We start from the raw sequence: 24236 nt of genomic DNA, 5'->3' as shown, positions 1-24236 counted from the left end.
CCGAGCGGGACTCGAGGGTGGGCGCCCTCGGCATCCGCAAATCCGAAACGCACATCCGTGCAACCCCGCCCTCACCCGCCCGGCGGCGCGGAATGATTGACCAGTTCGATTCCCCCTCCCCGAGGAGACCCATGCACGTCAACGCCTACGCGGCGTCGTCCGCGACCTCGCCCCTTGAACCGACGACCATCGAGCGCCGCGATGTCGGCCCGAAGGACGTCCTGATCGACATCGCCTACGCCGGCATCTGCCACTCCGACATCCACACCATCCGTGGTGAGTGGGGCGAGGTGCCCTACCCGCTGACCGTCGGCCACGAGATCGTCGGCACGGTCGCCGAGGTCGGCGCTGACGTCACGAAGCACAAGGTGGGTGACCGTGTCGGCGTCGGCTGCATGGTCAACTCCTGCCGCGAGTGCGAGAACTGCCTGGCCGGCGAGGAGCAGTACTGCCTCAAGGGCAACATCGGCACGTACGGCGCGAAGGACGTCGACGGCACGATCACCCAGGGCGGCTACAGCGAGAAGATCGTCGTCGACCAGGACTTCGTGCTGCGGGTGCCGGAGTCGATCCCATACGAGAAGGCGGCGCCGTTGCTGTGCGCCGGCATCACCACCTACTCGCCGCTGAACCACTGGAACGCCGGTCCCGGAAAGAAGGTCGCGATCGTCGGCCTCGGCGGGCTCGGCCACATGGCCGTCAAGATCGCCCACGCCATGGGTGCCGAGGTCACCGTGCTGTCGCAGACCCTCAGCAAGAAGGACGACGGCCTCGCGATGGGCGCCGACCACTACTACGCGACGAAGGACGACGAGACGTTCTCGACGCTGAAGAACACGTTCGACCTCATCGTCAACACCGTCAGCGCCCCGCTCGCGCTCAAGAAGTACCTGGGACTGCTCGCCCGCAACGGCACGATGGTTAACGTCGGAGCCCCGCCCGAGCCACTGCCCATCGAGGTCTTCACCCTGTTCGCCAATCGCCGCTCGTTCGCGGGCTCGGGCATCGGCGGCATCCGCGAGACCCAGGAGATGCTCGACTTCTGCGCCGAGAACGGCATCGCGCCCGAGATCGAGCTCATCTCGGCCGACAAGATCAATGAGGCCTACGAGCGCGTGCTCAAGAGCGACGTGCGCTACCGCTTCGTCATCGACGCCGCGACCTTCGCCTGATCCCGGATGCCACGGCCCCGACGTTCTCCGGAGCGCCGGGGCCGCGGCATGTCCGGCCCGCGCGGTCTGCCGTTCTCCGGAGCGCCGGGGACGCGGCATCCCGCCGACCCCAGGCATAAACGCGATCTGCGCGCATAAACGCGCTGTCACCGCGTTTATGCGCGCGGATCGTGTTTATGGATGCCGCGCCCCGCCGCCGCAGCTGCCGCAGCCGCCGGCCCCGCACGCGACATCGGCCCCGCCGCAACCGTCACCCGGCCCCGCACGCGACAGCGGCGCCGCCCCGAGGGAGCGGCGCCGCTGGGGCGGAGGCGTTACTCGCCGAGGGCGGCGGAGACGACCGCGCGGGCCTCTTCCTGCACGGCGCGCAGGTGCTCCTCGCCGCGGAGCGACTCGGCGTACAGCTTGTAGACGTCTTCGGTGCCCGAGGGGCGGGCGGCGAACCACGCCGACTCCGTCTGCACCTTGAGGCCGCCGATCGCGGCGCCGTTGCCCGGCGCGTGCGACAGCTTCGCGATGATCGGCTCACCCGCGAGTTCGGTGGCGGTCACGGCATCCGGCGAGAGCTTCGACAGCATCGCCTTCTGCGCGGGCGTCGCGGGGGCGTCGACGCGCTGGTAGGCCGACGCGCCGAACTCGGTCTCGAGCTCGGCGTAGCGCTGCGACGGCGTCTTGCCGGTCACGGCGAGGATCTCCGCGGCGAGCAGACACAGCAGGATGCCGTCCTTGTCGGTGGTCCAGACGGTGCCGTCCTTGCGCAGGAACGAGGCGCCGGCCGACTCCTCGCCGCCGAACGCGACCGAGCCGTCGAGCAGGCCCGGGACGAACCACTTGAAGCCCACCGGCACCTCGAGCAGGGTCTTGCCGAGAGCGGATGCCACCCGGTCGATGATCATCGACGAGACCAGGGTCTTGCCGATCGCGGCATCCGTCGGCCACCCCTCGCGGTGCGAGAAGAGATAGTCGATCGCGACGGCCAGGTAGTGGTTGGGGTTCATCAGGCCCGCGTCGGGGGTGACGATGCCGTGGCGGTCGGCGTCGGCGTCGTTGCCGGTGAGGATGTCGTAGTCGGCGCGCGCGGCGACGAGCGAGGCCATCGCCGACGGCGACGACGGATCCATGCGGATCTTCTCGTCCCAGTCGAGCGTCATGAACTTCCACGTCGGGTCGACCTCGGGGTTCACGACGGTGAGGTCGAGCCCGTACACCTCGGCGATGAGCGCCCAGTACTCCACCGAGGCGCCGCCCAGCGGGTCGGCGCCGATGCGGACGCCGGCGTTCTTGATCGCGTCGACGTCGATGATGGATGCCAGATCCCGCACGTACACGTCACGGAAGTCGTACTGGCCCAGGGTGTCGAGGTCGATGTCGGCGTGACGCGTGCGCTGCACGCCGGAAAGGCCCGCGGCGATGAGCTCGTTCGCGCGGTCGGCGATCCAGCCCGTCGCGTCGGTGTCGGCGGGACCGCCGTGCGGCGGGTTGTACTTGAAGCCACCGTCGCGGGGCGGGTTGTGCGACGGCGTCACGACGATGCCGTCGGCGCGACCGGGGTCGTCCGCGCCGCGGTCGCGGTTGTAGGTGAGGATCGCGTGGCTGAGGGCGGGGGTCGGCACCCACGAGTCGCGGGAGTCGACGCGCACGTCGACGCCGTTCGCGACGAGCACCTCGATGGCGCTGCGCTCGGCCGGCAGCGAGAGACCGTGCGTGTCGCGCCCGAGGAACAGCGGGCCGGTGATGCCCTGCGCCGCGCGGTAGTCGACGATGGCCTGCGTGGTGGCGAGGATGTGGTCCTCGTTGAAGCTCGTGCTCAGCGAGGATCCGCGGTGGCCGCTGGTGCCGAAGGCGACGCGCTGCTCGGGCACCGCGGCATCCGGTTTGCGGTCGTAGTAGGCGGAGATCAGTTCGTCGATGTCGATGAGATCGGATGCCTCGGCGGGCTGTCCTGCGCGACTGCTCATGCCGACAGTCTGCCCGCTGCAGAGCCGTCGTGCATGCGCACGGACGCATTCGGGGCGAAGAACATCCCGCGAATCTCCCCAGAGGTCGACTCGATCAGGTCTGCAGGGCTCCGCCGCGCTCCCGAAGCGCGGTCAGCGTCGCGCGGAGCGCGGGCGAGTCGGTCCGCGAGCGCCGGTGGACCGCGACGACGTCCCGGATGGAGGCGGGGTCGATCGTCGGTATCGCGACCAGATCGGGACCGAGTGCCGCGCGCCCCAGCCGTGGGACGAGCGCGACGACGGCGCCCGTGCGGGCGAGTTCCAGGTGGTTCTCGAACTCCATCGATTCGTACACGACCCGCGGCGCGTTGCCGACCCCGTCGAACAGGCGGCGCAGCCACTGCCGGCAGATGGTGGTCTCGAAGGTCGCGACCCACGCCTCGTCGGCGAGGTCGCGCGGATGCAGGACGTCGCGGCCGGCGAGCGGGTGGTCGCGGTGCACGATGATGTCGGCGACGTCGGTGAACAGCGGGGTGACGACGAGGTTCTCGGGGATCGCGAGCGCGACCCCGCCCCACTGGTGGGCGATGCCGAGGTCGCGTTGTCCCGAGGCGATCAGTGCGACCGTCTCCCACGGCTCGCTCTCCCGGACGAACAGGCGCAGATCGGGGTGGGTCCGGGCGAGGTCGACGAGGAGCGGCGTGAGGAGTCCTCGCACGACCGTCGAGAACGCCGCGATCCGGACCTCGCCGCTGACGGTGCCGTCGCCGGGCGCGTTGGCCTGCAGGTCGGAGCGCAGACGCTCGAGCTCCGCGAGGATCGGTGTCGACCCGACGACGAGCTGCGTGCCCGCGTCGGTCAGCGTGACCCCGCGACCGACGCGCTCGAGCAGAGCGACGCCGGTCTCGCGCTCGAGGCGTTTGATCTGCTGCGACACCGCCGAGGGGGTGAAGCCGAGCGTCGCCGCAGCGGCGGAGACGCTGCCCTCGCGGGCCACGGTACGCAGCGAGCGGACCGCTTCGAGATCGATCATGAAGAAACGCTACTGCGTTCCGTGAAGAAACGTTCGCTGGTGCTTCAAGGACGGGAGCGGTGAACTGAACCCGTGAGTCGACGCGACATGATCCTGGCCGCCGGGGTGGCCTCCGCCTGGGGCTTCAACTTCCTCGTCATCGACTGGGGCATGCCCGGCATCCCGCCCCTGCTCTTCGTCGCGATCCGCTTCGTCGTCGTGGCGGCGTTCGCCGTGATCGTGCCGCGCCCGACGGCATCCTGGTCGACGATCGTCGGCGTCGGGGTGTTCATGAGCCTCGGCCAGTTCGGGCTCCTGTACACGTCGCTGGCCCTCGGCCTGCAGCCGGGCCTGGCCGCGCTGCTCCTGCAGGCGCAAGCGGTCTTCACCGTCGTCATCGCCGCCGGGGTGCTGCGCGAACGACCGACGCTCGGGCAGGGCATCGGAGTGACCGTCGGCGTGGTCGGGCTCGCCGCGGTCGCCGTCGGACGCGGGGGAGATGCGCCCGCGATCGCGGTGGTCCTGGCGCTCGCCGCCGCGCTCTCGTGGGCCGTCGGCAACGTCATCTCGCGGCGGGCCGGGGTCGTGGCCGGACGCGGGCGGCTCGGCGCGCTGTCGCTCACGGTGTGGTCGGCGCTCGTCGTGCCCGTGCCGGCGCTCGCCCTCGCCTTCGCCGTGGAGGGGCCGAGCGCGATCGGAGCGGGCCTTGCGTCGTTCGGGTGGTCGGCCGCGCTGTCGACGCTGTACACCGCGGGGCTCTGCACGCTCGTCGGGTACGCGATCTTCAACGGCCTCCTCGCGCGCAATCCGTCGGCGGCCGTCGTCCCGTGGGTCCTGCTCGCACCGGTCGTCGCGATGGCGTCGGCTGCCCTGCTGCTCGGGCAGATCCCGGCACCCGCCGAAGTCGTCGGCGGAGTGCTGCTGGTCGCGGGAGTCCTCGTGACGACCGTGAATGTCCGTCCGCGTCGCCCGGCGCCGCGCCGCGAGGCGGTGGTCGACAAGGTCTGACCGGTCGGGGCCGACCTCGACCGGATCGGCGGGAGGACTAGGCTGAGCCGGTGCTGCCCGACACCGACTCCGCGCCCGCCCGCCGTACCTACAGCTACCTGGGCCCCGCCGGAACCTTCACCGAGGCGGCGCTGGCGCAGGTCCCCGAGGCCCGCGACCAGATCTGGCGGCCCGTGCGCAACGTCGCCGAGGCGCTCGCCGACGTCATCGAGGGGCGATCGGATGCCGCGATGATCGCGATCGAGAACTCGGTGGACGGCGGAGTCTCGACGACCCAGGACGCCCTCGCGACGGTGCCGGGCCTGCGGATCGTGGGCGAATACCTCGTGCCGGTCAACTTCGTGCTCGTCGGCCGCCCCGGCACGACCCTCGCCGACGTCTCGCTCGTCTCTGCCCACCCCGTCGCCTACGGGCAGTGCCTCGGCTGGCTGCGCGACAACCTCCCCGCGCACGCGCACTTGCCGGCATCCAGCAATGTCGCCAGCGCCCTCGGGGTCCTCGACGGCTCGAGCGGGGCGGATGCCGCGATCGCGGCACCGGGCATCGTCGCCCATCACGAGGTCGAGGTGCTCGCCGAGGAGATCGGCGACAACCCGAACGCGGTGACCCGCTTCGTCCTCGTCAGCCGGACCGTCGCCCCCGCGCCGCCGACGGGCGCCGACAAGACGTCCCTCATCGTCGAGCTGCCCGAGGACCACCCCGGTGCACTGCTGGAACTGCTCGAGCAGTTCGCCACCCGGGGCATCAACCTGAGCCTGTTGGCATCCCGTCCGATCGGAGACGCGCTCGGCCGCTACCGGTTCGTCATCGACGCCGACGGGCACGTGCAGGACGAGCGCATGGCCGACGCGCTGATGGGCCTGCGGCGTTTCAGCCCGAAGGTGATCTTCCTCGGGTCGTACGCGCGCGCCGACCGCGCGATCGTCCGTTACCCGCAGCGGTACTCCGACGACGTCTTCGTCGAAGCCCGCGACTGGCTGCGAGGCCTGCTCAGCGGCGAGCCCGAGGCGTAAGCCGCCCCTGGCCGCGGCGACGCAGCCACCCCGGGCCGCGCTCCGGTCAGGCAGCGACGGCCGCGACCCCCGCCACGAGCTCGAGCGTCTGGGCGCGGCCGTCGGCCGAGTCCAGCGGCTCGCCGTCGTACGCTCCCGCCACGGGAGACAGCATGATCTCGTCGACGTCGTAGCGGGCCGCGAACTCGGCCAGCTGCGCCCGCACATCGTCGCCGGTTCCCACGAACCACTTCTGACGGGTGGATGCCATGATCGACTCCGCCATCGCGTCGAACGGGTCGGCCTTCGCCTGCTCGACGGTCTCGAGCGGGACGAGCGGACGGTTCGTCCGCAGGCGCGCCATCATGCGCAGCTGGGGCAGCGCGCGCTCCTCCGCCTCCTCGGCGGTCGGGGCGGCGACGACGTTGGCGGTGACGAAGGTCCGCGGTCCCTCACCCGAATCGTTCGGCTGGAACTGGTCCCGGTACAGCCGGAGCGCGTGCTCCAGACCCTCCCCCGAGAAGTGGTTGGCGAAGACGTAGGGCAGACCGAAGCTCGCGGCGAGCTGCGCCGAGTAGTCGCTCGAGCCGAGCAGCCACACCTGCGGCATCCCGGATGCCAGGGGCGTCGCCTTCACCTGGTACTCGCTGCCGGAGGTGAACCGCACGGTCGCCCCGTCCGGGGAGGTGAGCGCGAGGATGTCGGTCACGTGATCGGGGAAGCGCGAGACGTCGCTGGTGGCCCCCGAGCGGTGCAGGAGCTGCGTGATGACGGGGTCGCTTCCGGGAGCGCGGCCGATGCCGAGATCGATCCGGCCGGGGGCGAGGGCCTCGAGGGCGGCGAACTGCTCGGCCACGATGAGCGGCGAGTGGTTGGGGAGCATCACTCCCCCCGATCCGACGCGGATGCGCGCCGTGCGTGCCGCGGCGGCGGCGATGAGGACCGGCGGCGTCGTCGAGGCGACCGCGGGCATGTTGTGGTGCTCGGCGAACCAGTACCGGCGGTAGCCGAGCCGGTCGGCGCGCTCGACCAGATCGAGCGAGGCGGCCACCGCCTGCGCGCTGCTCTGCCCGGCGCGCACCGGGACGAGGTCGAGAACGGAGAGGGAGGGGATCGCGTCGTTCACCCCAGCTCCAACCGGACGAGGGGTGGGAGTATTCCGCATCGCGGCGGAACCGCAACCCCCTGCGCGGTCTCCCTCGTGTCGGCCTACCGTCGCCCGCATGATCGGGGGCAAGACCATGATTCGAACGCAGATGGCCGTCAACGACGCGGTCTTCGCGTTGGCGCAGGGACAGGACCTCGACGCCCTGAAGAAGAGGATCGAGAGCGCGGTCGCGCAGGGCGGCCGATTCGCGTCGTTCGTGGTCGTGGGCAACCGGGAGGTGAGCGTCCTGTTCTCGCCCCACACGGCGGTGGCGTTCTCGGTGGAGACGGTGGCGTTCGACGAGCGGGACGACGGTGACGCCGACGTCCCCTACGGAGGCTTCTTCGACGAGTGACGTCGCGGCCCTCGGACGCTCAGGGTTCTCTCAGCCGGAATCCCGTGACGAATGGGCGCCGGGGAGCGTCTCCATTGTGACTTCGCGGAACACACGGTTCCGCAGATCACGGAAGGAAGCGCAATGGCTGAGAACACCACCACCGCCACCACCCCCGTCACCGCGACGAAGGACGGCGGGTCGACCGTCATCGTGGATGCCGTCGTCGCCAAGGTCGCCGGCATCGCCGCGGCCGAGGTTCCCGGCGTGCACGCGCTCGGCGGCGGAGCCGCCCGCGTCATCGGCAACATCCGTCAGGCCGTGGGGTCCAAGGACTACGCGCAGGGCGTGAGCGTCGAGGTCGGCGAGACCGAGGTCGCCGCCGACATCGCGATCCAGGTCGACTACCCCGAGCAGCTGCAGCGCGTGGCCTCCAACGTCCGCGCCGCCGTGCACCAGGCCATCACCGAGCTCGTCGGCATGAAGGTCGCCGAGATCAACGTCACCGTGGTCGACGTCTTCATCCCCGGTGAGGAGAACGACGACGAGGCCGCAGAGACCCGCGTCAACTGACGCATCTCGCGCACGAAGGGGCGTCGGCTTCGGCCGGCGCCCCTTTCGCGTGTCCGCGTTCGCGTCAGAACGACGACAGCGAGGCGAGGAAGTACTCGTCGGCGATCCGGCGGTTGTCGGCTGGGTCGCGCTCCGGCGGCATGTCGTCGAAACGCGCGGCGTCCTCCAGTTGCGCGGCGACGAATCGTTCCAGCACGGCCGGCGGGGTTCCGGCACCCATCTCCCGTGTCTGCGCCTTCAGCGCGATCAGGTCGTCCGCCGCACGCCGGATCGACCGGTCGACGTCCCCCTCGGCGAGAAGGCGTGGAAGATCCATCGGCGGCAGCACGCCATCGGGGTTCGACGCGAGCCACCGCAGCGCCGCCGCCGGCCGGAGCACGTAGAAGAAGCGCTTCAGCGTGGCCGCGCCCATCCTCTGCTGTCGGGCCACGTGCAGGTAGTGGCGGCCGATCGCCGCACGCTCCACGGTCGCCTCGGCGAGCGCGAGCAGTCCCTCGCGGAACGCTCCGTCGCCGGTGTAGACGATCGGTGACCGCAGCCACTCGATGGCTGTGGCGTTGCCCTTCACGATGAGTCGGACCGCTTTGGCCAGGTCCCACCCGTTGACGTCGAAGGTCTCGTCGAGCGGCGTTTCGATGACGTCGCGCGTCGGCCAGAGTGAGAGGTAGGCCTCCGGTCGGCGTACGAAGAGGAATCGGCAGTCGTAGTCGCTGTCGGGCGAGGGGAAGCCCCAGGCGCGGCTCCCGCTCTCGATGGCCCAGGGAATGCGTACGTCCTGCTCCTCGCAGACCGACGCCAGCCGGTGATCGATCTCGGCGACGACCGCGGGGTCGAGAGACGAGGGAACGGCGCGCATCGGACGACGATACCCCCGCGACATCGACGGGCTCGACCGGTCAGCCGCCGTGACGCACCTTGTCGTACGCGTCGAGCGCGCGCTGGCGCGTCTCCTTCAGGTCGACCATCGGTTCCGGCGCCCCGCCGTCGAGGTGCTCCGGAGCCCACTGCCGGATGTACTCGTCGTGCGGGTCGAACTTCTCGCGCTGCGTGTCGGGGTTGAACACGCGGAAATAGGGCGCGGCATCCGCCCCCGATCCCGCGACCCACTGCCAGTTGAACGGATTGCTCGCGGCATCCGCGTCGACCAGGCAGTCCCAGAACCACTCCTCGCCGTGGCGCCAGTCGATGAGCAGGTTCTTGGTGAGGAAGGATGCCGTGACCATGCGCACGCGGTTGTGCATGACCCCGGTGTGCCAGAGCTGCTTCATCCCGGCATCCACGACCGCGATTCCGGTCTCGCCGCGCTGCCAGGTCTCCAGGTGCGCACGGTTCAGCCGCGGCCAGGGGAACGCGTCGTATTGCTCGCGCCAGTTCTTCGTCGCGAGGTCGGGGGAGTGGAACAGGACGTGCCACGCGAACTCGCGCCAGATGACCTCCGAGAGGAAGCCGGTCGCGGATTCGGCGTGCTTGCCCGATCCACGATGCTCGATCGTGTCGTGCCACACCTGGTACGGGCTGATCTCGCCCCAGCGCAGGCGCGGCGACAGGTTCGACGTCGCTCCGCCCGCGAACGCGTCGCGGGAGAAGGCGTAATCGCCGAGGTCGTCGTCGAGGAACTCGCGCAGCCGGGCGCGAGCGGCCGGCTCGCCCGGCTCCCATGTCTCGCGCAGCCCGCCGGCCCAGTCGGGCTTCGTCGGCAGCAGCGACCACGCGTCGAGGGCGTCGGATGCGGGCGCCTTCGCGGGACCCGGAACCTTCCGCGCCTCGGGCAGCGGCGCGCGGGGGGATGGCATCTTCTCGACCGCGCGACGGAACGGCGAGTAGACGCCGTACGGCTTGTCGGCGCCGGTGCGCACCGTCCACGGCTCGAACAGCAGGTTCGCGGCGAACGAGGCGACCGTGACGTCGTCGCCGCGCAGCTTCTCCTTCAGCCCCGCGTCGATCTCGCGCTCCGCGCCGCCGTAGCGCCTGTTCCAAAACACCGCTCCCGCGCCGGTCTCCTCCACCACGGCGGGGACGACCTCGGCCGCGCGCCCCCGGCGCAGCACGAGGGTCGAGCCGCGTTCCTCGAGCCGTTCGGCGAGGGATGCCAGCGAGTGGTGCAGCCACCACCGCGCCGCCCCGCCGATCGCGCGGACGCCGTCGGACTCCTCGTCGAGCACGTACAGCCCGATCACGGGCTCGTCGCGGTCGAGCGCCGCGCGCAGGGCGGGATGGTCGGTCAGCCGAAGATCGTCGCGGAACCACACGAGGGACGGAGAAGCCATGCAGCGACGCTATCCAGCCGTCGTTCCGCGCTGCCGGGCTTGACACGCCGCGGCCGCGCCTGCCGCCCGGGTCGGCTCCGGCGCCCCGCGGCGGCGCAGTGCGGCGCCAGATCACGTGAAGTGGCCGAGATCACCCGTCGTTACGCGTCGTCGCGGGTGATCTCGTCCAGATCACGTGATCTGGGCCACCGCGCACCGCGCACCGCGCCCCGCGCGCCGCCTACAGCGACGACGTGTCGTGGCCGGCGGGCAGGTTCACCTGCAGACCGCCCTCGACGACGCGCGAGTAGATGCGGGTCGCCTCTCCGAACTCGTCGCCGTCCAGCTCGATGGGCTGGGCGGGAGCCGTGGCGAGTTCGATGCCGCTGCCGCGCAGGTAACGCACCGAGGAGTCGCGGCGGCGCTCGAGCACCCGGCGGCCGGCGCGGAAGCGGCGCAGCACCGAGTTGTCCCACCAGATCTTGCGCCAGACGCCGAGCCACCCGAAGGGTCCGGTCGGCTGGATGACGGCGACATCGAGCACGCCGTCGGCGATGGAGGCGTCGGGGATCAGGGCGACCCCGCCGGGCAGGGCGCCGCAGTTGGCGAACAGCACGCTCTGCACCTTGGCGGAGTGGAGGCGGTGGCCGTGTCCGTCGAGCTGGTACATGACGCGGAACGGCTTGGCGTTGACCAGCGACCGCGCTGCACCGTCGACGTACGCCACCCAGCCCACTGACTTCTTGAGCTCGGGGCGGGTGTTCTGGATCATCGCGGCATCCAGGCCCATGCCGGCCATGACGACGAAGCCGTGCTCCTCGACGGTGCCGTCCGCGCGACGGATCCGGGCGATCCCGGTGTCGGTGGCGTGCACCTTGCCGTCGAACGTCGCGCGGATCATCGCGTCGGCGTCGTCGAGCGGCAGGTTGAGGTTGCGGGCGAGGAGGTTGCCGGTGCCGCTCGGGACGATCGTCAGCGGGATGCCGGTCGAGGTCAGCGCCTCGGCCACGGCGCGGACGGTGCCGTCGCCGCCGGCGACGAGCACGGCATCCACCTTCTCTTCCAGGGCGGCGCGGGTCGCGAGGTCGCCGAGGTCGTCGACGGTGGTCTCGTAGAAAAGGGGGTCGGCCCATCCGGCCTCGGACGAGAGCTCGCCGACGCGCGCACGCAGGGCGTCGGGGTCGACCTTCGTCGGGTTGTAGACGAGCGCGGCGCGCTTCTTGTCGGTGGGCTCGGCGTCGATCGGCGCATCGTCGCCGTCGGCGGAGACCCGCACGGCCTCGCCGGACGTGTCATCCGAGGTGTCGGAATCGACGTCGCCGGGCTCGTGGATGACGTCGTCGGGCTGGGCCGCGTCCTTAGGGTCGGGCTCGTCGGCCGCGATGGTGTCGGACTCCTCCTCCTCGCGCAGGGTCGCCGCGTGGAAGTCGTCGTGCGAGCCTTCCGACGCCGCCCGGTCCTTCTCGGCCTCGGGGGAGACGGGGGCGTCCGCGTCGTCGCGCGGTTCTTGGGGGTCGGCCATGGCATCCACCATAGGACCGCCCACGCGCGCTTCCGTTCCCGCGACCGGGGGTTGACCGGGAGGCGTCGGCGGGCACTGTTCAGGATGCCGCCCTCCGCCGTTCTCCGCGCCGGTCTAGCGTTCGCCCATGACCCTGTTCGAGCAGCCGCCGCAACGGTCGCGGCGGCCCGTCGACACCGAGCCCTTCGCCTCGCTCGCGCGGGCGCGCCGCCGCCGCCGGACCCTGGTCGGGTCCGGCATCGTGGTCGTGGCGCTGCTGCTGGTCACGGTCGTCGTCGTCGCCACCGGCGCCGATCGCGCGCTGGTCGCCCAGGTCGAGGGCTGGGTCGGGCCGAGAACCCTCGCGGCCGACATCTCCGCGGTCGCCGACCGCGCGTTCCTGACCGACGACGGACGGAAGCTGCTCGCGCTCGTCGGCGCGAGGTCCGCACACGGCGACGACCTGCAGCGCTCCTGCGGGGTGACGGACACGGCGGACGATCACGCGGTGGCCGGGTGCTACAGCCTCGCGGGGATCTTCGTGTTCGTCCCGACCGACCCGCGCGTGGCCGACGCGGCCGTCACGACCCTCGCGCACGAGCTCTTGCACGCCGCGTTCGACCGGCTCGGCTCGGGGGAGGTGTGGCACGTGCGCGACATGCTGCACGCCGCCCTCGACGGCGTCGCGCCCGACGACCCCGTCCGTCAGCAGATCGACTGGTCGGTCGGCGACCACGAGGAGAACCGCGACACCGAGCTGTTCGCCTACCTGGGGTCCCAGGTGCGGCCGGAGGGCGGCTTCGATCCCGAGCTCGAGGCGGTCTACGCGCGGTACTTCACCGATCGTGCCGCGCTCGTTGAGGTCGATCATCGCGTGACCGCCGAGGTGGACGGGCTCATCTCCCAGTACGAGCAGGCCGACGCGGCCCTCGTGCAGGCCATGACGGATGCCGCGACCCAGCGCGCGCAGCTCGACGCCGAGCGGGAGGCCTACGAGCGCGACCGCAAGATCTACCAACAGGATGCCGACCGGTACAACTCCCTCGCCCCCGAGGAGCGGGCGCAGTGGAGACAGGACTGGATGGGGGCGGACGGCGTCCTGCACAGCGGGACGTGGCAGGAGGCGCTGGCCGGCCGACTGGCCGACCTCGACGCCCGCCACGCCGACCTCGAGCAAAGGGTCGCCGCCGTCGAGGCGGCGGACGCCGACGCCTTTGCGCGCCGTGCGGCGATCGAAGGGCAGTACGCCGACGTGCTCGCCGTGACGAAGGCGCTGGACCCCGCGGCCGCCGGGTCGTGACGCGGGAAAGCGCGGCCGGAGCCGACCGTAGGATGGACGCGTGATCGACCTGACTCTGCTGCGTGAAGATCCCGAACTGGTGAAGCGCTCCCAGATCGCGCGCGGGGAGTCGCCCGCGTCGGTCGACGAGGCGCTCGAGGCCGACCGTCGGCGCCGTCAGGCGATCACGACGTTCGAGGAACTCCGCGCCGCGCAGAACGCGCACGGCAAGAAGGTCGCGCAGGCGCCGAAGGACGAGAAGCCCGCGCTCGTGGCCGAAGCGAAAGAGCTCAGCGAGAAGGTCAAGGCCGCCCAGCACGCGGTGACCGGCGCCGAGGAAGCCGCGGAGGCGGCTCTCGCCCGGATCGAGAACATCGTGCTCGAGGGCGTCCCCGCCGGGGGCGAGGAGGACTTCGTCACCCTCCGCACCCACGGTGAGGTGCCGACGTTCGACTTCGAGCCGCTCGACCACCTGGCCCTGGGCGAGAAGCTCGGCGCCATCGACATGGAGCGCGGCACGAAGGTGTCGGGCAGCCGCTTCTACTTCCTGACCGGCATCGGCGCACGCCTCGAGCTCGCGCTCATGACCCTGGCGCTCGACCGGGCTCTACAGGCCGGCTTCACCCCGATGATCCCGCCCACCCTGGTGCGTCCCGAGGTCATGCGCGGCACCGGATTCCTCGGCCAGCACGCCGACGAGGTCTACCACCTGCCGAAGGAGGACCTCTACCTCGTGGGAACGAGCGAGGTCCCCCTGGCCGGCTACCACATGGACGAGATCCTCGATCTGGAGCGCGGCGCGAAGCGCTACGCCGGATGGTCCACCTGCTACCGCAGCGAGGCCGGTTCCTACGGCAAGGACACCCGCGGCATCATCCGCGTGCATCAGTTCAACAAGCTCGAGATGTTCGTCTACACCGACCCGGCGGATGCCGAGGCCGAGCACGACCGTCTCGTCGCGATGCAGGAGGGCATGCTGCAGGACCTCGGTCTCGCGTACCGCGTGATCGACGTCGCCGCGGGCGACCTCGGATCCAGCGCCGCCCGCAAGTTCGACATCGAGGCGTGGGTGCCCACGCAGGACGCGTACCGCGAGCTCACGAGCACCTCGAACTGCACCACGTACCAGGCGCGTCGCCTCGACACCCGCTTCCGCCCGGCCGACGGGGGCAAGACGCAGCCGGTCGCGACGTTGAACGGCACGCTCGCCACCACGCGCTGGATCGTCGCCCTGCTGGAGACCCACCAGCGCGCCGACGGGTCGGTGACGGTGCCCGAGGTGCTCCGGCCGTACCTCGGCGGACTCGAGGTCATGGAGCCCATCGCGTGACCGACGAGGCCGCCCTGCCCCGCATCGGAGACGTCGACGCGTCGCCGCAGGACGAGGCGGCCGAGGTCGTGGCCGACATCGCCCGCACCGCTCCCGTCGGGCGCATGCTCATCGCGCTCGACATCGACGGCACCGTCCTCCTCGAGGACGAGTCGCTCAGCCCCGGAGTCGTGGATGCCGTGCGCCACGCCCAGCAGCAGGGCCACGAGGTCATGCTCGCCACCGGGCGCAGCTGGGACAGCACCCACACGGTCATGGCGCTCCTCGGCATCCGTCCCGAATACGCGGTGTGTTCGAACGGCGCGATCGTCATGCGCCGGGTCGGGGGACCGGATGCCGCGGAGTACGAGCGCGCGCACGTCGAAACGTTCGACCCGACCGAAGTCCTGACGCTGCTGGGGGAGCACCTGCACGACGCGCACTTCCTCGTGGAACTCCCCGACGGGCAGCGGCTGTTCACCGACTACCTCGACGACTGGAACCTGCAGGGTGCGAACGAGGTGAGCTTCGCCGAGCTCTCGCACCAACCGGTGTGCCGTGTCGTCGTCGTGGCTCCGGAGAAGACCGACAAGGACTTCCTCGAGTTGGTCGGGCGCATCGGTCTCAGCCAGGTGTCGTACGCGATCGGGTGGACTGCGTGGCTCGACATCGCACCCCAGGGTGTGAACAAATCGACCGCCCTCGAGCTGGTGCGAGAGTGGCTCGGCATCCCGCCCGAGAACGTCCTCGTCATGGGCGACGGCCGCAACGACATCGAGATGATGCAGTGGGCGGTGTCGCACGGTGGTCGCGCGATCGCCATGCAGCAGGGCCCCGCCGAGGTGCACGCGGCGGCCGGCGAGGTGGGGCTGTCGGTGACCGACGGCGGCGTCGCCGCGGTGCTCCGCGACCTCTAGGCGCGCGCTCGCGGGGGATGCTGCGACGGATTCACATCGAATCCGTACCCGACGCATCGTCGTCGCGCAGCCCAGCGCGATACGCCGTCGAAACGTGGCGCAACTTGTCGGACATGCTGGCCTGAAAGGGTCGGGGCACCCCCGTCGACCGCTCCGGCCACCACCCCGGCTCGCGCGTTCGTCGTCGTCCCCTCCCCGAGGAGCTTCGCCACCGCATGTCTGCACGCATCCCCGCATCACCCCCGAGAGCGACACGGCGCGTCAGCGCCGCGATCGCCGCGGCCCTGGCACTGTTCGCGCCGTTGGCGGCCGCCACCGCCGCCCACGCGGCCGAACCCGCCGCCACCTTCACCCTCGAGCTGTCGTCCTCGAGCGCCACCGAGGGCGACACCGTCCTCGCCACGGTCTCCGGCGCCGACGTGAGCGACCTGTACGCCTACGACCTGGTGTTCACGGTCACCGAGGGGGCGCTCGAGTCCGCCGACGCCCCGGTCGGCCCCGACGGAGGATTCACCTCGGCCGTCGACGCCCCCGGCGCCATCACCGTCTCGCACACGCGACTCGGAACCTCGCCGGGCCTCTCCGGCACCGTCGTGCTCGCGACCGTTCCCCTGCGGGCGGTCGGCTCGGGCGCGGCCCGTGTCGAGCTCTCCTCCGTGCGTCTGGTCTCCTCGACCGGCGAGACCGCCGAGCAGGCCGAGGTGGCATCCGAGACCGTCGAACTCGAGGCGCTCCCCACGCCGGAGCCGTCCGCCTCGCCCAGCGACTCGGCGTCCCCGCCGCCGTCGCCGTCGCCCTCCACGTCGTCCGTGCCGGCGGCGAGCGGTGCGAGCGACCTTGCCACCACCGGTGTCGACGCCACCCCGTGGCTCATCTCGGGAGCCGTGGGCGTCGCCCTCATCGCGGTCGGCGCCGTGCTGGTCGCCCGTCGCCGTCAGGGGGTGCGCGAATGATCGCGTCCGCCTCTTCTGCCTCGACTCGTGAAGGATCGCTCATGACCCCCCTGTCCCGCCGCGCCCTCGCCGTCACCGCGACGCTCGGCGTCGTCGCGGCCGGCGCGTTCACCGCCCCGGCCGCGGTGGCCGCTCCCGCGCCCGCGGCCGCGTCGGCGCCGCTTCTCGCGCCGTACTACACCGAGCTCGATCTGACCGGTGACGCTCAGGTGACCACGGCCGATCTGGCCGTCCTGGCAGAGAACATCGGTGAGTCCTCGAGCGACGCCGGCTGGGCGCAGACCTCGGCCCTCGACCTCGACGAGGACGGGACCATCACGGCATCCGACCTGGCCCTGCTCTCGGAGCGCATCGTCTACGACGACGGCCCGTTCGAGATCGTCGAGGCGGATGCCGTGGCCATGCAGGCCGCGATGAACGCCGGCGTGCTGACCTCGGTGGAGCTGACGCAGCAGTACCTCGACCGCATCGCCGCGTACGACAAGGTCGTGCGCCAGGACGGCGGTCGTCCGCTGAACTCGATCATCACCACCAGCGACGTCGCGCTGACGGCGGCGGCCGCGGCCGACGCGATCCGCGCCGAGAAAGGCATGACGAGCATGCTGCTCGGCATCCCGATCGCCCTGAAGGACAACTACAACACCGTCGACATGCCCACGACCGCGGGCTGCGGATGCTGGAACGACAACCAGACGACGACGGATGCCACGATGGTGAAGGGTCTGCGCGCCGATGGCGCGGTCATCGTCGCGAAGGCGTCGATGGACGAGTTCGCCATCAACCTGTCGTCGCAGTGGTCGGCGTTCCAGCCCGCCGGGACGGCGCTCACGGTCTCGAGCCCCTACGACACCACCCAGACCTCGGGCGGTTCCAGCGGCGGCACGGGCGCGGCGATCGCGGCGAACCTCGCCGGCATCGGCTTCGGGACGGACACCGGCGGATCGATCCGCATCCCCTCGACGTACAACCAGCTCGTGGGCGTGCGGCCCACCGTCGGTCTCGTCAGCCGCGACGGCATCGTGCCGCTCGCGCTGTCGCAGGACACGGGAGGTCCGATCGCGCGGTCCGTCCTGGACGCCGCCGTCGCCCTCGATGCCGTCGTCGGTGAGGACTCTGGTGACCCCGTCACTGCCCGCTCGGCCGGCAAGATCCCGGAGAGCTACACGGCCTACCTCGACGGAGACTCCCTGCAGGGCAAGAAGATCGGCTACATCGCCTCGATGCTGGGAACCAACGCCACCACCCAGCGCCTGTTCGCCGAGGCCCGGGCGACCTTCGAGGCGCAGGGCGCCACGCTCGTCGAGGTGGCCGCCCCCGAGGGATTCGCGGCGATCGTCGGTGAGGGCAGCGGCAGCGGGCCCGAGTTCGGGCACGACCTGCAGAACTACATCGATGCCTACCTCGACCCGGCCGTGACCACGCGGAGCCTCCTGGCGATCTCGCAGTCGCCGAACATCGTGCCGGGACGGGCGACCAACCCCTACGGCACGCGTGCCGCGGTGACCGAAGAGGCCTACCAGGCCTGGGCGGGACCGGAGGGGACGCACACCCAGCAGCTGGCGAAGGGCAAGCAGATCATGACGGCGCTCATGAACGACCAGGGCCTGGATGCCGTCGTCTACCCGACGGGCAACCCCTACAGCACCATCGGGACCAACATGCGCCTGAGCCCCAACACGGGTCTCCCCGCGGTCACGGTGCCGATGGGGCAGGGCATCGCGGGCGAGGCCTCGACGGGAGGCGTGAACCTGGAGTTCCTGGGCCGCGACTTCCTCGAGGGGCCGTTGCTCGGTCTGGCCTACGGCTTCGAGCAGGCGACGCACGCTCGCACGACGCCGGCGAACTACGGCCCGCTGGGCTAGAACACCACGGCGGCGGTTCCGGACAGGTGCGTCCGGGGCCGCCGCCGTCGTCTGTGCGCGTCAGTCCGCGAGAGGGTTCCAGGCGGCGCGCACGGTGTCGCGCAGCAGCCGCGCGTCCGCGCGGTCCAACGCGCGACGGCTGCGGGCGAACGCCGCGCGGGCGGCATCCCGGAACACGTCCGCGTGGGCGGGCGCGCTCGCGGCCAGTGAAGCGAGGCACTTCTGCAGGCGGACCTGCACCTCCACCTGCGCGGCGCCGTCGCGCGCGAGCGGGCGGAACGCGTCGGCGACGATCTCGTCGAGGGTCGCCGGGGCGATGTGCACGCGGGGATATCGAACCTCGGAGTCGGGCTCGGCTGTCACCGCGTGGGCGAGCACCCGCTGCAGTGCCGCGATGACCTCGATCGCCGTGCCGGGGTCGTTGGTGGCCGCCGAGAGCGCACGGCTGCCGATCTCGGTGAGGGCGATGACGCCGAACCTCGGGTCCTGCTCGTACGTCCGGTGATGTTCGAGGCGGAACGCGCCCCGGAGAGCGGACGCGGTGGCGTCGTCCACCTCGCCCTCGACGCGGACGAGCGGGGTGCGGGCGTCGGCGAGGCGACCGGGGGCCGCGGTCACGTACACGCGCAGCCCATGGGCGTCGGCGAGCCGGTCGAGGGTGGCCACGTCGAGATGCGTCACGTAGCCGATGTCGTCGGCGTGCACGGCGCGCGCCCCCGGCGGCACCGTGGTCAGCCGGCGCGCGCCGAGAGCGGGCGACGCGGCGTGCCGCTGGATGGTCAGCGTCGCGGCCTGCTCCACGCGGTCGATGACATCCGCCATCCGTCCGAACGTCGACAGGTGCGAGATCCAGCGCAGCAACGTGAAGACGACGATCGTGATGACGACGAGAGTGCCCACGAAGAGGATCGTGCGGCCCTGCTCGGTGTAGTACCCGGTCGAGAGGGCGACGATGCCCACGAGGGAATAGGTGAACGCCCCGATGAACGTCGAGACCGCGTTCTGCGAGGTCGTGTCGGCGATGAGCAGGGGAGTGGACCGGGGGGTCGCCGTCGTCGTGGCGGAGGAGAACGCGGTGACCATCGCCGTGACCGAGAAGGTGCTGACCGTGAGCATCGCGGTGGCGATGATCTGCAGGAGGGAGTCGACGGCGTTCTGACCCAGGTCGATCGAGATGCTGAACGGAAGCAGCGGACCCACGAGGCCCGCGACCAGGGCGATCGCGATCCCGATCACCGTGAACAGCGCGGCGCGAACCCACACCTGCCGTCCGAGTCGGAGGAAGAAGGATGCCAGCGACCCGCCGCCCGTCATCGTCATCCCTCGACGCTAGACGGTGCAGGCGTGGCGACATCGCCACTTGCGCCGAGCGCCGTCGGTCGGGGTCACCCGATCTTCGAGAGCATGATGTTGTCGGAACCTTCGGGGCTCCGGAACAACGGGGCGCAGCTCGGGTCGATCGTGACCTTCGTGTCGTTCGCGCCGGGGGTGTGCCGCAGTTCCAGGGGACCGAGGTCTCCCTCCGGCAGCTTCACCGTGTAGGAGACGGTGCGCGTCGCACCTTCCGGCAGCAGCAGCGTCCGGCTCACGGCGGGGTTCTCGTGATCGGACCCGGAGCGGTCGTGGAACGTCGAATCCCAGCGGTCGCCCTCGTCGGGATCCGTGGAGACGATCTTCCCGCCCGGCGGGGCGAAGAAGAGCACGTCGAGCATCATCGTGCGCAGGTCAATCCCGCGTTCGATGTTGCGCAGCCCGAGGGTGTAACCGCTCGTGATGGCATCCGTGATGCTGTTGTGCAGCTCCATCGACACCGTGATCGTCCGGTCGTCGGCGTTGCACGTCGCGAACTGCGAGTACGTCAGGTGGTACTCGAGCTTGCCGATCGAGTAGTCGTTGAAGTAGATGCCCAGCTGGGTGGAGGAGGTGTTGTCCTCCTGCAGGGTGCCGTCGAGGCCGTACTGGTGGGCGAGACCCTCGAGGCTCGAGTCGTCGAACCACGCGTAGATGCGCCCCTCCTGGGCGCTGCGGACGACCTGGTTCCACATCGTCCCGATGTCCCACTGGCGTCCCGTCAGTTTGGAGAACATGGCGGCGCTGATCTCGCTGAAGTAGCGGTCCATCGCGGCGTTGTCGATGCCGTACCGCTCGTACGGTTCGCTCATGAGCTTGGAGCCTGCGTTCTGGGCGTCGACGGTCTCGCCCGAGGCGAGCGTGATCGGGCCGGTCGCCTCCAGCAGGTGCGCCAAGACGATCGGATCGATCGAGAACGCGCCGTCGAATTTCGGTTTGTCGGTCCACTCGCGCGTCTTCTGGAACAGTTCGACAGCGGTCGGGAAGTCCGGGGACATGTTGAAGTTCGACGACCAGTTCGTCATCTCGGGCGGGTAGAGCTGCCGCGTCTCGGTGGGGAGGCGGAGGAGCGACCCGTTCACGGTGTCGAAGCCCCGGGACGGCAGGTCGGTGTACATCAGGTCGGTGCCGGTGTCGAGGCTGAGCATGTCGACGTTGCCGTCGTCGACCTTGAGGACGAGCCACTGCGCGACGCCGCCCCCGGTCGCCCGGATCTCGGCGGGCGTCTGGATCATGAGCTGGTACAGCATCGGACGCTCGGCGCCCGCGGCCCGGAGGATCTCGGGGAGGTGCTCCTCGACCGTCGTCAGGATGGGCGTCGCCTGCTGGATCATGCTCTGGAGCTGATCGACCGGCGCCGAGATCTGCGGGAGGACACCCGTGCGGTCCATGCCCGACGCGATCTGGGATGCCTCGTCGAAAGACGTCAGCACGGTCGGGATGACCGCCCCGGCGTGGAGGAACGGTCGCAGGTTGATCCCGCTCCCGGTGTTGTCGCCGCCCGAGGCGGCCATCATGGTCATCACCGGCGGGATCGACTGCGAGGTGATCGTGTGCGCGATGTCGGTGACGGCGCGGACGGCCTGAATGTTCGTGCGGGCGGCCGGGATCTGCGCGGCGAAGTCCCACAGCGGGTTCTGCGTGGTGTCGTATGCGCGTTGGGCGTGGGCGACGATGTCGCCGCCGGATCGTTGGATGCCATCGACGTCGCCGCTCGCGGCGGCGCGGACCAGCTCCTTCGACTGCGCCACCGCCCCCTCGAGGTCGTCGCGCACCTGGATGACCTGCCACACGAAGACGCCCGCGGCGACCGCCAGGGCGAGAATCACGACGGTGAGGGGGCCGCCAATGAGCGCCACGACGACGGAGGTCTTCCGGCGCCAGCGTTGGGGCGTGGTCTCCGCTCCGGCGTGCCGCGCGAACGGCTGCTTCGAGGTGAGTCCGTCGACTCCCCGGCGTGCGCGGTGTGTGCGCCTCCCCGTCCGCCGCGTCGCGCGCGTCTCCGCCCCCGTCTGCAAGATCACCGGCGAATCGTAACCGGGCGAGGTGACAGGTCACCGACAGGCCTGTGAACGCCGACCGTGTCGCGGCGCGCGGCTCGGTGCTCGCGGCTCGCGGCTCGGCGGGGGCTCCCGCCGGAATGGGGACTCGAACGCACACGTTCGGGTCGAGCGCGTACTTTCGGGGCGAACGGACGAGGAGGGCTCGACCGGAACGTGTGCGCTCGCGGTGTGGCCGCGCGCGGCTGGGTAGACTCGCACGATCGGGAGGGTTGTCCGAGCGGCCGATGGACCTGGTCTTGAAAACCAGTGGGCAGAGATGTCCCGTGGGTTCGAATCCCACACCCTCCGCCAAAGTGAAGGTACGCGACGGCATTCGAACCCCGGTCGAGACGACATGGGCAGCGGACGCGGCCTCGGTAACGTTCGAGGCCCCAGACCAGGCTCGTAACGATGTGATGGCGAACGCTTTGCTCGCTCGCCGATATGGTCCGGTTTTCATGCTCCGACCAACATCCGAAGAGCAGCCACACGACGTGGTACGTGCCCTGCATTCCCCGCCGCATGTGCCGCACGTCCTCCTTTTGGGGGACAATTTTAGATTGCTCCCGGTAATGAGTAGATGAAGATCGCGAAATAAACGACCGTGCAGGATTGACTTGTGGACACCTGGGCTCGCTGCGTTGTATGTTGACCGAGTGAGGGAAATATCGAGGTTCTCGAAGGTCAAGTTATTCACGTTCACGGCAATCGTATACGTAGTAGTAAGTCTGGGCCTGGTTGCGTCTCCCGCAAATGCTGCCGTCTTCACAGGGGCGGTGGCCGCCAATACCGCACTAACGGTAAATGATGTCTTGCGTTCACCAAATGGGAATTATCGATTTGTCGTCCAGCCGGACGGCAATGCGGTCGTGTACTCGGGGAACACGGCGATCTGGGACACTAACACCACCGGCAGCGGCTCTGCGAACACGCTCACTGCGCAGTCCGATGGGAACGTCGTCCTTCGAACGGCGGCGGGCGTCGTTGCGTGGCAGTCGCAGACGTACGGTCACGGGACTGGATTGCAACTCGCTCTCGGCAACGACGGGAATCTGGTGTTCAACGGTTCAAGCGGTGTCGCACTATGGGCGTCCGTTAATCCGACCGGGTACGTGACTCCGGGGCAAACCATAACGGCAGGGCAGGTTGTTCGATCTGATTATCAGAGCGGTTTCTACTTGACAATGCAGGGCGATGGAAATCTCGTTCTGATGCGGAACCAGACACCTGTATGGTCCACCCAGACGTCTTCGACTGTGAATCTGCCGCACCGAGCCGTGCTCCAGCCCGATGGCCTGTTCGTAGTCTACGACAGCGCGAATGTAGCGCTGTGGCATGTTGGATCGTGGGGATCCTCGCCGTCGACGTTCTCGGTCCAGCCGGACGGAAACTTGGTGCTATACACGACCGATGGTAATCACTCGTGGGCGTTGGCTGAGCCGCCACCCGCTGCTCCGACAGTCCAAAGTATCGCGGCTCAACTGGTCGACGCAAAGAACCGAGGAAACCTCTCCTTCACCGACGATTTTCTCTACACTCAACAAGTAAGAGATGTCGCGAATGGAGTCGCGAGTTCGACCTGTACTGACGACATGCAGATTTACCAGATCATGCTTCTGCTGGTTAATCAGTATGGCTCCCTTCGTGTTTCCGATCTTCAGCGGCCTTGTCACAATGATTTTGGGACATGTTCGTATTCATCCCATTGTGCGGTTCCGGGTTTGGCTATCGATTTCATTTCTGTCGGAGGTCAACCGACGCGCGGCAATGATCTGAGGTCTGTCTCGGTGCTGAACTTCTTGGATCAACACGTATCCTCTGGCACACGAACGGGCCAAGGTAGCTGCGCGGGGAGCTACCCGGGTCGGGGGAACTGGGCCCACATCACGCAGAATTACGACGATCCGTGTAATCACGTCCACATTGACGTCCCTGCTGGTGGCAACGTACACATGTAGGAATCTGCGCGCCCAGCGGGGACTGTGTCGGGCGGTCATGCCCTAGGCGGGGGTGGAAGGCCGCCTGGGCCACGTACATTCGTGGCTCAGGCGGCATATCTTCAATCTGCCTAGCGGCCCACCTTCACAATCGGCTCGCAATCCACTCCAGGAGCCGCTGTGTCTCCCAGGAGGGGTTCGAAAGCCATCGCGCAGGCTCCGCCACGACGGAAGCGGGCCCCCACGGGGGTCCGCTTCCGTCGTTCTGACCGGCTACTCACTCCGGGAGTGACGCGCCCGGGCTGATCTCCTGCAGCGCCCAGGTGTTGGCATCCGGATCCGAGAAGAAGGCGTAGCGCACGCCGCCGCCCATGTCGTGGATGCCGCTCACGTCGAGGCCGCGCGACACGAGGGTTGCGCGGGTCGTCTCGAGGTCGTCGACGACCAGGTGGATGTTGGCGACGGGAGCGCCGCCTCCCATGCCCGTTCCGAAGGCGATGGAGCACGCCGAGCCGGGCGGGGTGAGCTGGACCACGCGCATGCCGTTGCCGGGGGAGACGTCGTGGTCGAGCGCGAAGCCCAGGACGTCCCGGTAGAACGCGATGCTCCGGTCGACGTCGGAGACGGTCAACGGGATGAGTTCGAGGCGCATGCGCATGCGAACA

The 24236-nt window shown here is 69.8% G+C and carries 20 protein-coding genes and 1 tRNA gene; 12 read left to right on the top strand and 9 right to left on the bottom strand.

Translation table 11 applies throughout. The features are described from left to right. Window positions 1-131: 131 nt before the first annotated feature. Window positions 132-1172 (top strand): NAD(P)-dependent alcohol dehydrogenase, encoded by a 1041-nt coding sequence (locus CSIV_RS01715; protein ID WP_077049699.1) that lies wholly within the window; start codon window positions 132-134, stop codon window positions 1170-1172. Between the two features lie 314 nt (window positions 1173-1486). On the opposite strand, the gene pgm is transcribed toward CSIV_RS01715, so the two are convergent. Continuing rightward, a complete protein-coding gene (pgm, locus tag CSIV_RS01710; RefSeq protein WP_077049698.1) occupies window positions 1487-3130 on the bottom strand; it encodes a phosphoglucomutase (alpha-D-glucose-1,6-bisphosphate-dependent) in 1644 nt (547 codons plus the stop codon). 94 nt (window positions 3131-3224) lie between these two features. Further along, window positions 3225-4142, bottom strand: a complete 918-nt coding sequence (locus tag CSIV_RS01705) for a LysR family transcriptional regulator (RefSeq protein WP_077049697.1) — start codon at window positions 4140-4142, stop codon at window positions 3225-3227. Window positions 4143-4214: 72 nt separating this feature from the next. On the opposite strand from CSIV_RS01705, the gene CSIV_RS01700 reads away from it, so the two are divergent. Both CSIV_RS01700 and pheA read left to right on the top strand, forming a co-directional pair. Continuing rightward, window positions 4215-5129: an EamA family transporter gene (locus tag CSIV_RS01700; protein ID WP_077049696.1), complete on the top strand. Its 915-nt coding sequence runs from the start codon at window positions 4215-4217 to the stop codon at window positions 5127-5129. 50 nt (window positions 5130-5179) lie between these two features. Beyond that, window positions 5180-6142, top strand: coding sequence for a prephenate dehydratase (gene pheA, locus CSIV_RS01695; protein ID WP_077049695.1), 963 nt, complete (start codon window positions 5180-5182; stop codon window positions 6140-6142). A 46-nt stretch (window positions 6143-6188) separates the two neighbouring features. On the opposite strand, the gene CSIV_RS01690 is transcribed toward pheA, so the two are convergent. After that, on the bottom strand, window positions 6189-7286 hold the full coding sequence (locus CSIV_RS01690) for an LLM class flavin-dependent oxidoreductase (RefSeq protein WP_175627537.1): 1098 nt from the start codon (window positions 7284-7286) through the stop codon (window positions 6189-6191). Between the two features lie 58 nt (window positions 7287-7344). On the opposite strand from CSIV_RS01690, the gene CSIV_RS01685 reads away from it, so the two are divergent. Beyond that, window positions 7345-7623 (top strand): hypothetical protein, encoded by a 279-nt coding sequence (locus tag CSIV_RS01685; protein ID WP_077049693.1) that lies wholly within the window; start codon window positions 7345-7347, stop codon window positions 7621-7623. 123 nt (window positions 7624-7746) lie between these two features. Beyond that, window positions 7747-8175: an Asp23/Gls24 family envelope stress response protein gene (locus CSIV_RS01680; protein ID WP_077049692.1), complete on the top strand. Its 429-nt coding sequence runs from the start codon at window positions 7747-7749 to the stop codon at window positions 8173-8175. A 64-nt stretch (window positions 8176-8239) separates the two neighbouring features. Here CSIV_RS01680 and CSIV_RS01675 read toward each other — a convergent pair whose 3' ends face one another. The 3 genes from CSIV_RS01675 to CSIV_RS01665 all read right to left on the bottom strand — a co-directional run bounded on the left by CSIV_RS01675 (window position 8240) and on the right by CSIV_RS01665 (window position 11943). Then, entirely contained in the window at window positions 8240-9031 is a 792-nt protein-coding gene (locus CSIV_RS01675) for a nucleotidyltransferase domain-containing protein (protein ID WP_077049691.1), read from the bottom strand. A 40-nt stretch (window positions 9032-9071) separates the two neighbouring features. Further along, a complete protein-coding gene (locus CSIV_RS01670; RefSeq protein WP_077049690.1) occupies window positions 9072-10442 on the bottom strand; it encodes a cryptochrome/photolyase family protein in 1371 nt (456 codons plus the stop codon). Window positions 10443-10662: 220 nt separating this feature from the next. Further along, window positions 10663-11943 (bottom strand): diacylglycerol/lipid kinase family protein, encoded by a 1281-nt coding sequence (locus CSIV_RS01665; RefSeq protein ID WP_083734937.1) that lies wholly within the window; start codon window positions 11941-11943, stop codon window positions 10663-10665. Window positions 11944-12070: 127 nt separating this feature from the next. Between CSIV_RS01665 and CSIV_RS01660 the strand changes: the two genes are divergently transcribed. From CSIV_RS01660 to CSIV_RS01640, 5 genes are all read left to right on the top strand, one after another. Next, entirely contained in the window at window positions 12071-13222 is a 1152-nt protein-coding gene (locus CSIV_RS01660; RefSeq protein ID WP_077049689.1) for a hypothetical protein, read from the top strand. Between the two features lie 40 nt (window positions 13223-13262). After that, complete coding sequence (gene serS, locus CSIV_RS01655; RefSeq protein WP_077049688.1) at window positions 13263-14531, top strand: serine--tRNA ligase; 1269 nt, start codon at window positions 13263-13265, stop codon at window positions 14529-14531. Further along, window positions 14528-15427 carry an HAD family hydrolase gene (locus CSIV_RS01650; protein WP_238592318.1) on the top strand — a complete coding sequence of 300 codons (900 nt, stop codon included), beginning with the start codon at window positions 14528-14530 and terminating at the stop codon, window positions 15425-15427. Before serS ends, CSIV_RS01650 begins: the two co-directional genes overlap by 4 nt. Before the next feature lie 215 nt (window positions 15428-15642). Next, window positions 15643-16380, top strand: coding sequence for a cohesin domain-containing protein (locus tag CSIV_RS17960; RefSeq protein ID WP_077049687.1), 738 nt, complete (start codon window positions 15643-15645; stop codon window positions 16378-16380). Window positions 16381-16421: 41 nt separating this feature from the next. After that, window positions 16422-18242 carry an amidase family protein gene (locus CSIV_RS01640; protein WP_077049686.1) on the top strand — a complete coding sequence of 607 codons (1821 nt, stop codon included), beginning with the start codon at window positions 16422-16424 and terminating at the stop codon, window positions 18240-18242. A gap of 60 nt (window positions 18243-18302) precedes the next feature. On the opposite strand, the gene CSIV_RS01635 is transcribed toward CSIV_RS01640, so the two are convergent. Together CSIV_RS01635 and CSIV_RS01630 are read right to left on the bottom strand one after the other, a co-directional pair. Continuing rightward, on the bottom strand, window positions 18303-19562 hold the full coding sequence (locus tag CSIV_RS01635) for a DUF2254 domain-containing protein (protein WP_083734934.1): 1260 nt from the start codon (window positions 19560-19562) through the stop codon (window positions 18303-18305). A 65-nt stretch (window positions 19563-19627) separates the two neighbouring features. Beyond that, window positions 19628-21616: a DUF4012 domain-containing protein gene (locus CSIV_RS01630; protein ID WP_077049685.1), complete on the bottom strand. Its 1989-nt coding sequence runs from the start codon at window positions 21614-21616 to the stop codon at window positions 19628-19630. A gap of 242 nt (window positions 21617-21858) precedes the next feature. On the opposite strand from CSIV_RS01630, the gene CSIV_RS01625 reads away from it, so the two are divergent. Both CSIV_RS01625 and CSIV_RS01620 read left to right on the top strand, forming a co-directional pair. Then, a tRNA-Ser gene (locus CSIV_RS01625) sits at window positions 21859-21946 on the top strand. Between the two features lie 464 nt (window positions 21947-22410). After that, window positions 22411-23592 (top strand): hypothetical protein, encoded by a 1182-nt coding sequence (locus CSIV_RS01620; protein WP_139340570.1) that lies wholly within the window; start codon window positions 22411-22413, stop codon window positions 23590-23592. A gap of 256 nt (window positions 23593-23848) precedes the next feature. Here the strand turns inward: CSIV_RS01620 and CSIV_RS01615 are convergent, their stop codons facing one another. After that, window positions 23849-24229 (bottom strand): VOC family protein, encoded by a 381-nt coding sequence (locus CSIV_RS01615; RefSeq protein ID WP_077049683.1) that lies wholly within the window; start codon window positions 24227-24229, stop codon window positions 23849-23851. Window positions 24230-24236 lie beyond the last annotated feature (7 nt).

This window comes from Microbacterium sp. CSI-V, from assembly GCF_001984105.1.
Lineage (GTDB): Bacteria > Actinomycetota > Actinomycetes > Actinomycetales > Microbacteriaceae > Microbacterium.
Note: the sequence above shows the minus strand (reverse complement) of the source record. Positions and strands in the feature narration are given on the sequence as shown.

Bases quoted from the DNA above. Each gene is read 5' to 3' on its own strand.
- CSIV_RS01615 (WP_077049683.1), bottom strand. From the start codon at position 24,229: ATGCGCATGCGCCTCGAACTCATCCCGTTGACCGTCTCCGACGTCGAC.
- CSIV_RS01715 (WP_077049699.1), top strand. From the start codon at position 132: ATGCACGTCAACGCCTACGCGGCGTCGTCCGCGACCTCGCCCCTTGAA.
- CSIV_RS01675 (WP_077049691.1), bottom strand. From the start codon at position 9,031: ATGCGCGCCGTTCCCTCGTCTCTCGACCCCGCGGTCGTCGCCGAGATC.
- CSIV_RS01635 (WP_083734934.1), bottom strand. From the start codon at position 19,562: ATGACGATGACGGGCGGCGGGTCGCTGGCATCCTTCTTCCTCCGACTC.
- CSIV_RS01670 (WP_077049690.1), bottom strand. From the start codon at position 10,442: ATGGCTTCTCCGTCCCTCGTGTGGTTCCGCGACGATCTTCGGCTGACC.
- CSIV_RS01680 (WP_077049692.1), top strand. From the start codon at position 7,747: ATGGCTGAGAACACCACCACCGCCACCACCCCCGTCACCGCGACGAAG.
- CSIV_RS01690 (WP_175627537.1), bottom strand. From the start codon at position 7,286: ATGCGGAATACTCCCACCCCTCGTCCGGTTGGAGCTGGGGTGAACGAC.
- CSIV_RS01640 (WP_077049686.1), top strand. From the start codon at position 16,422: ATGACCCCCCTGTCCCGCCGCGCCCTCGCCGTCACCGCGACGCTCGGC.
- CSIV_RS01665 (WP_083734937.1), bottom strand. From the start codon at position 11,943: ATGGCCGACCCCCAAGAACCGCGCGACGACGCGGACGCCCCCGTCTCC.
- CSIV_RS01685 (WP_077049693.1), top strand. From the start codon at position 7,345: ATGATCGGGGGCAAGACCATGATTCGAACGCAGATGGCCGTCAACGAC.
- CSIV_RS17960 (WP_077049687.1), top strand. From the start codon at position 15,643: ATGTCTGCACGCATCCCCGCATCACCCCCGAGAGCGACACGGCGCGTC.
- CSIV_RS01660 (WP_077049689.1), top strand. From the start codon at position 12,071: ATGACCCTGTTCGAGCAGCCGCCGCAACGGTCGCGGCGGCCCGTCGAC.
- pgm (WP_077049698.1), bottom strand. From the start codon at position 3,130: ATGAGCAGTCGCGCAGGACAGCCCGCCGAGGCATCCGATCTCATCGAC.
- CSIV_RS01705 (WP_077049697.1), bottom strand. From the start codon at position 4,142: ATGATCGATCTCGAAGCGGTCCGCTCGCTGCGTACCGTGGCCCGCGAG.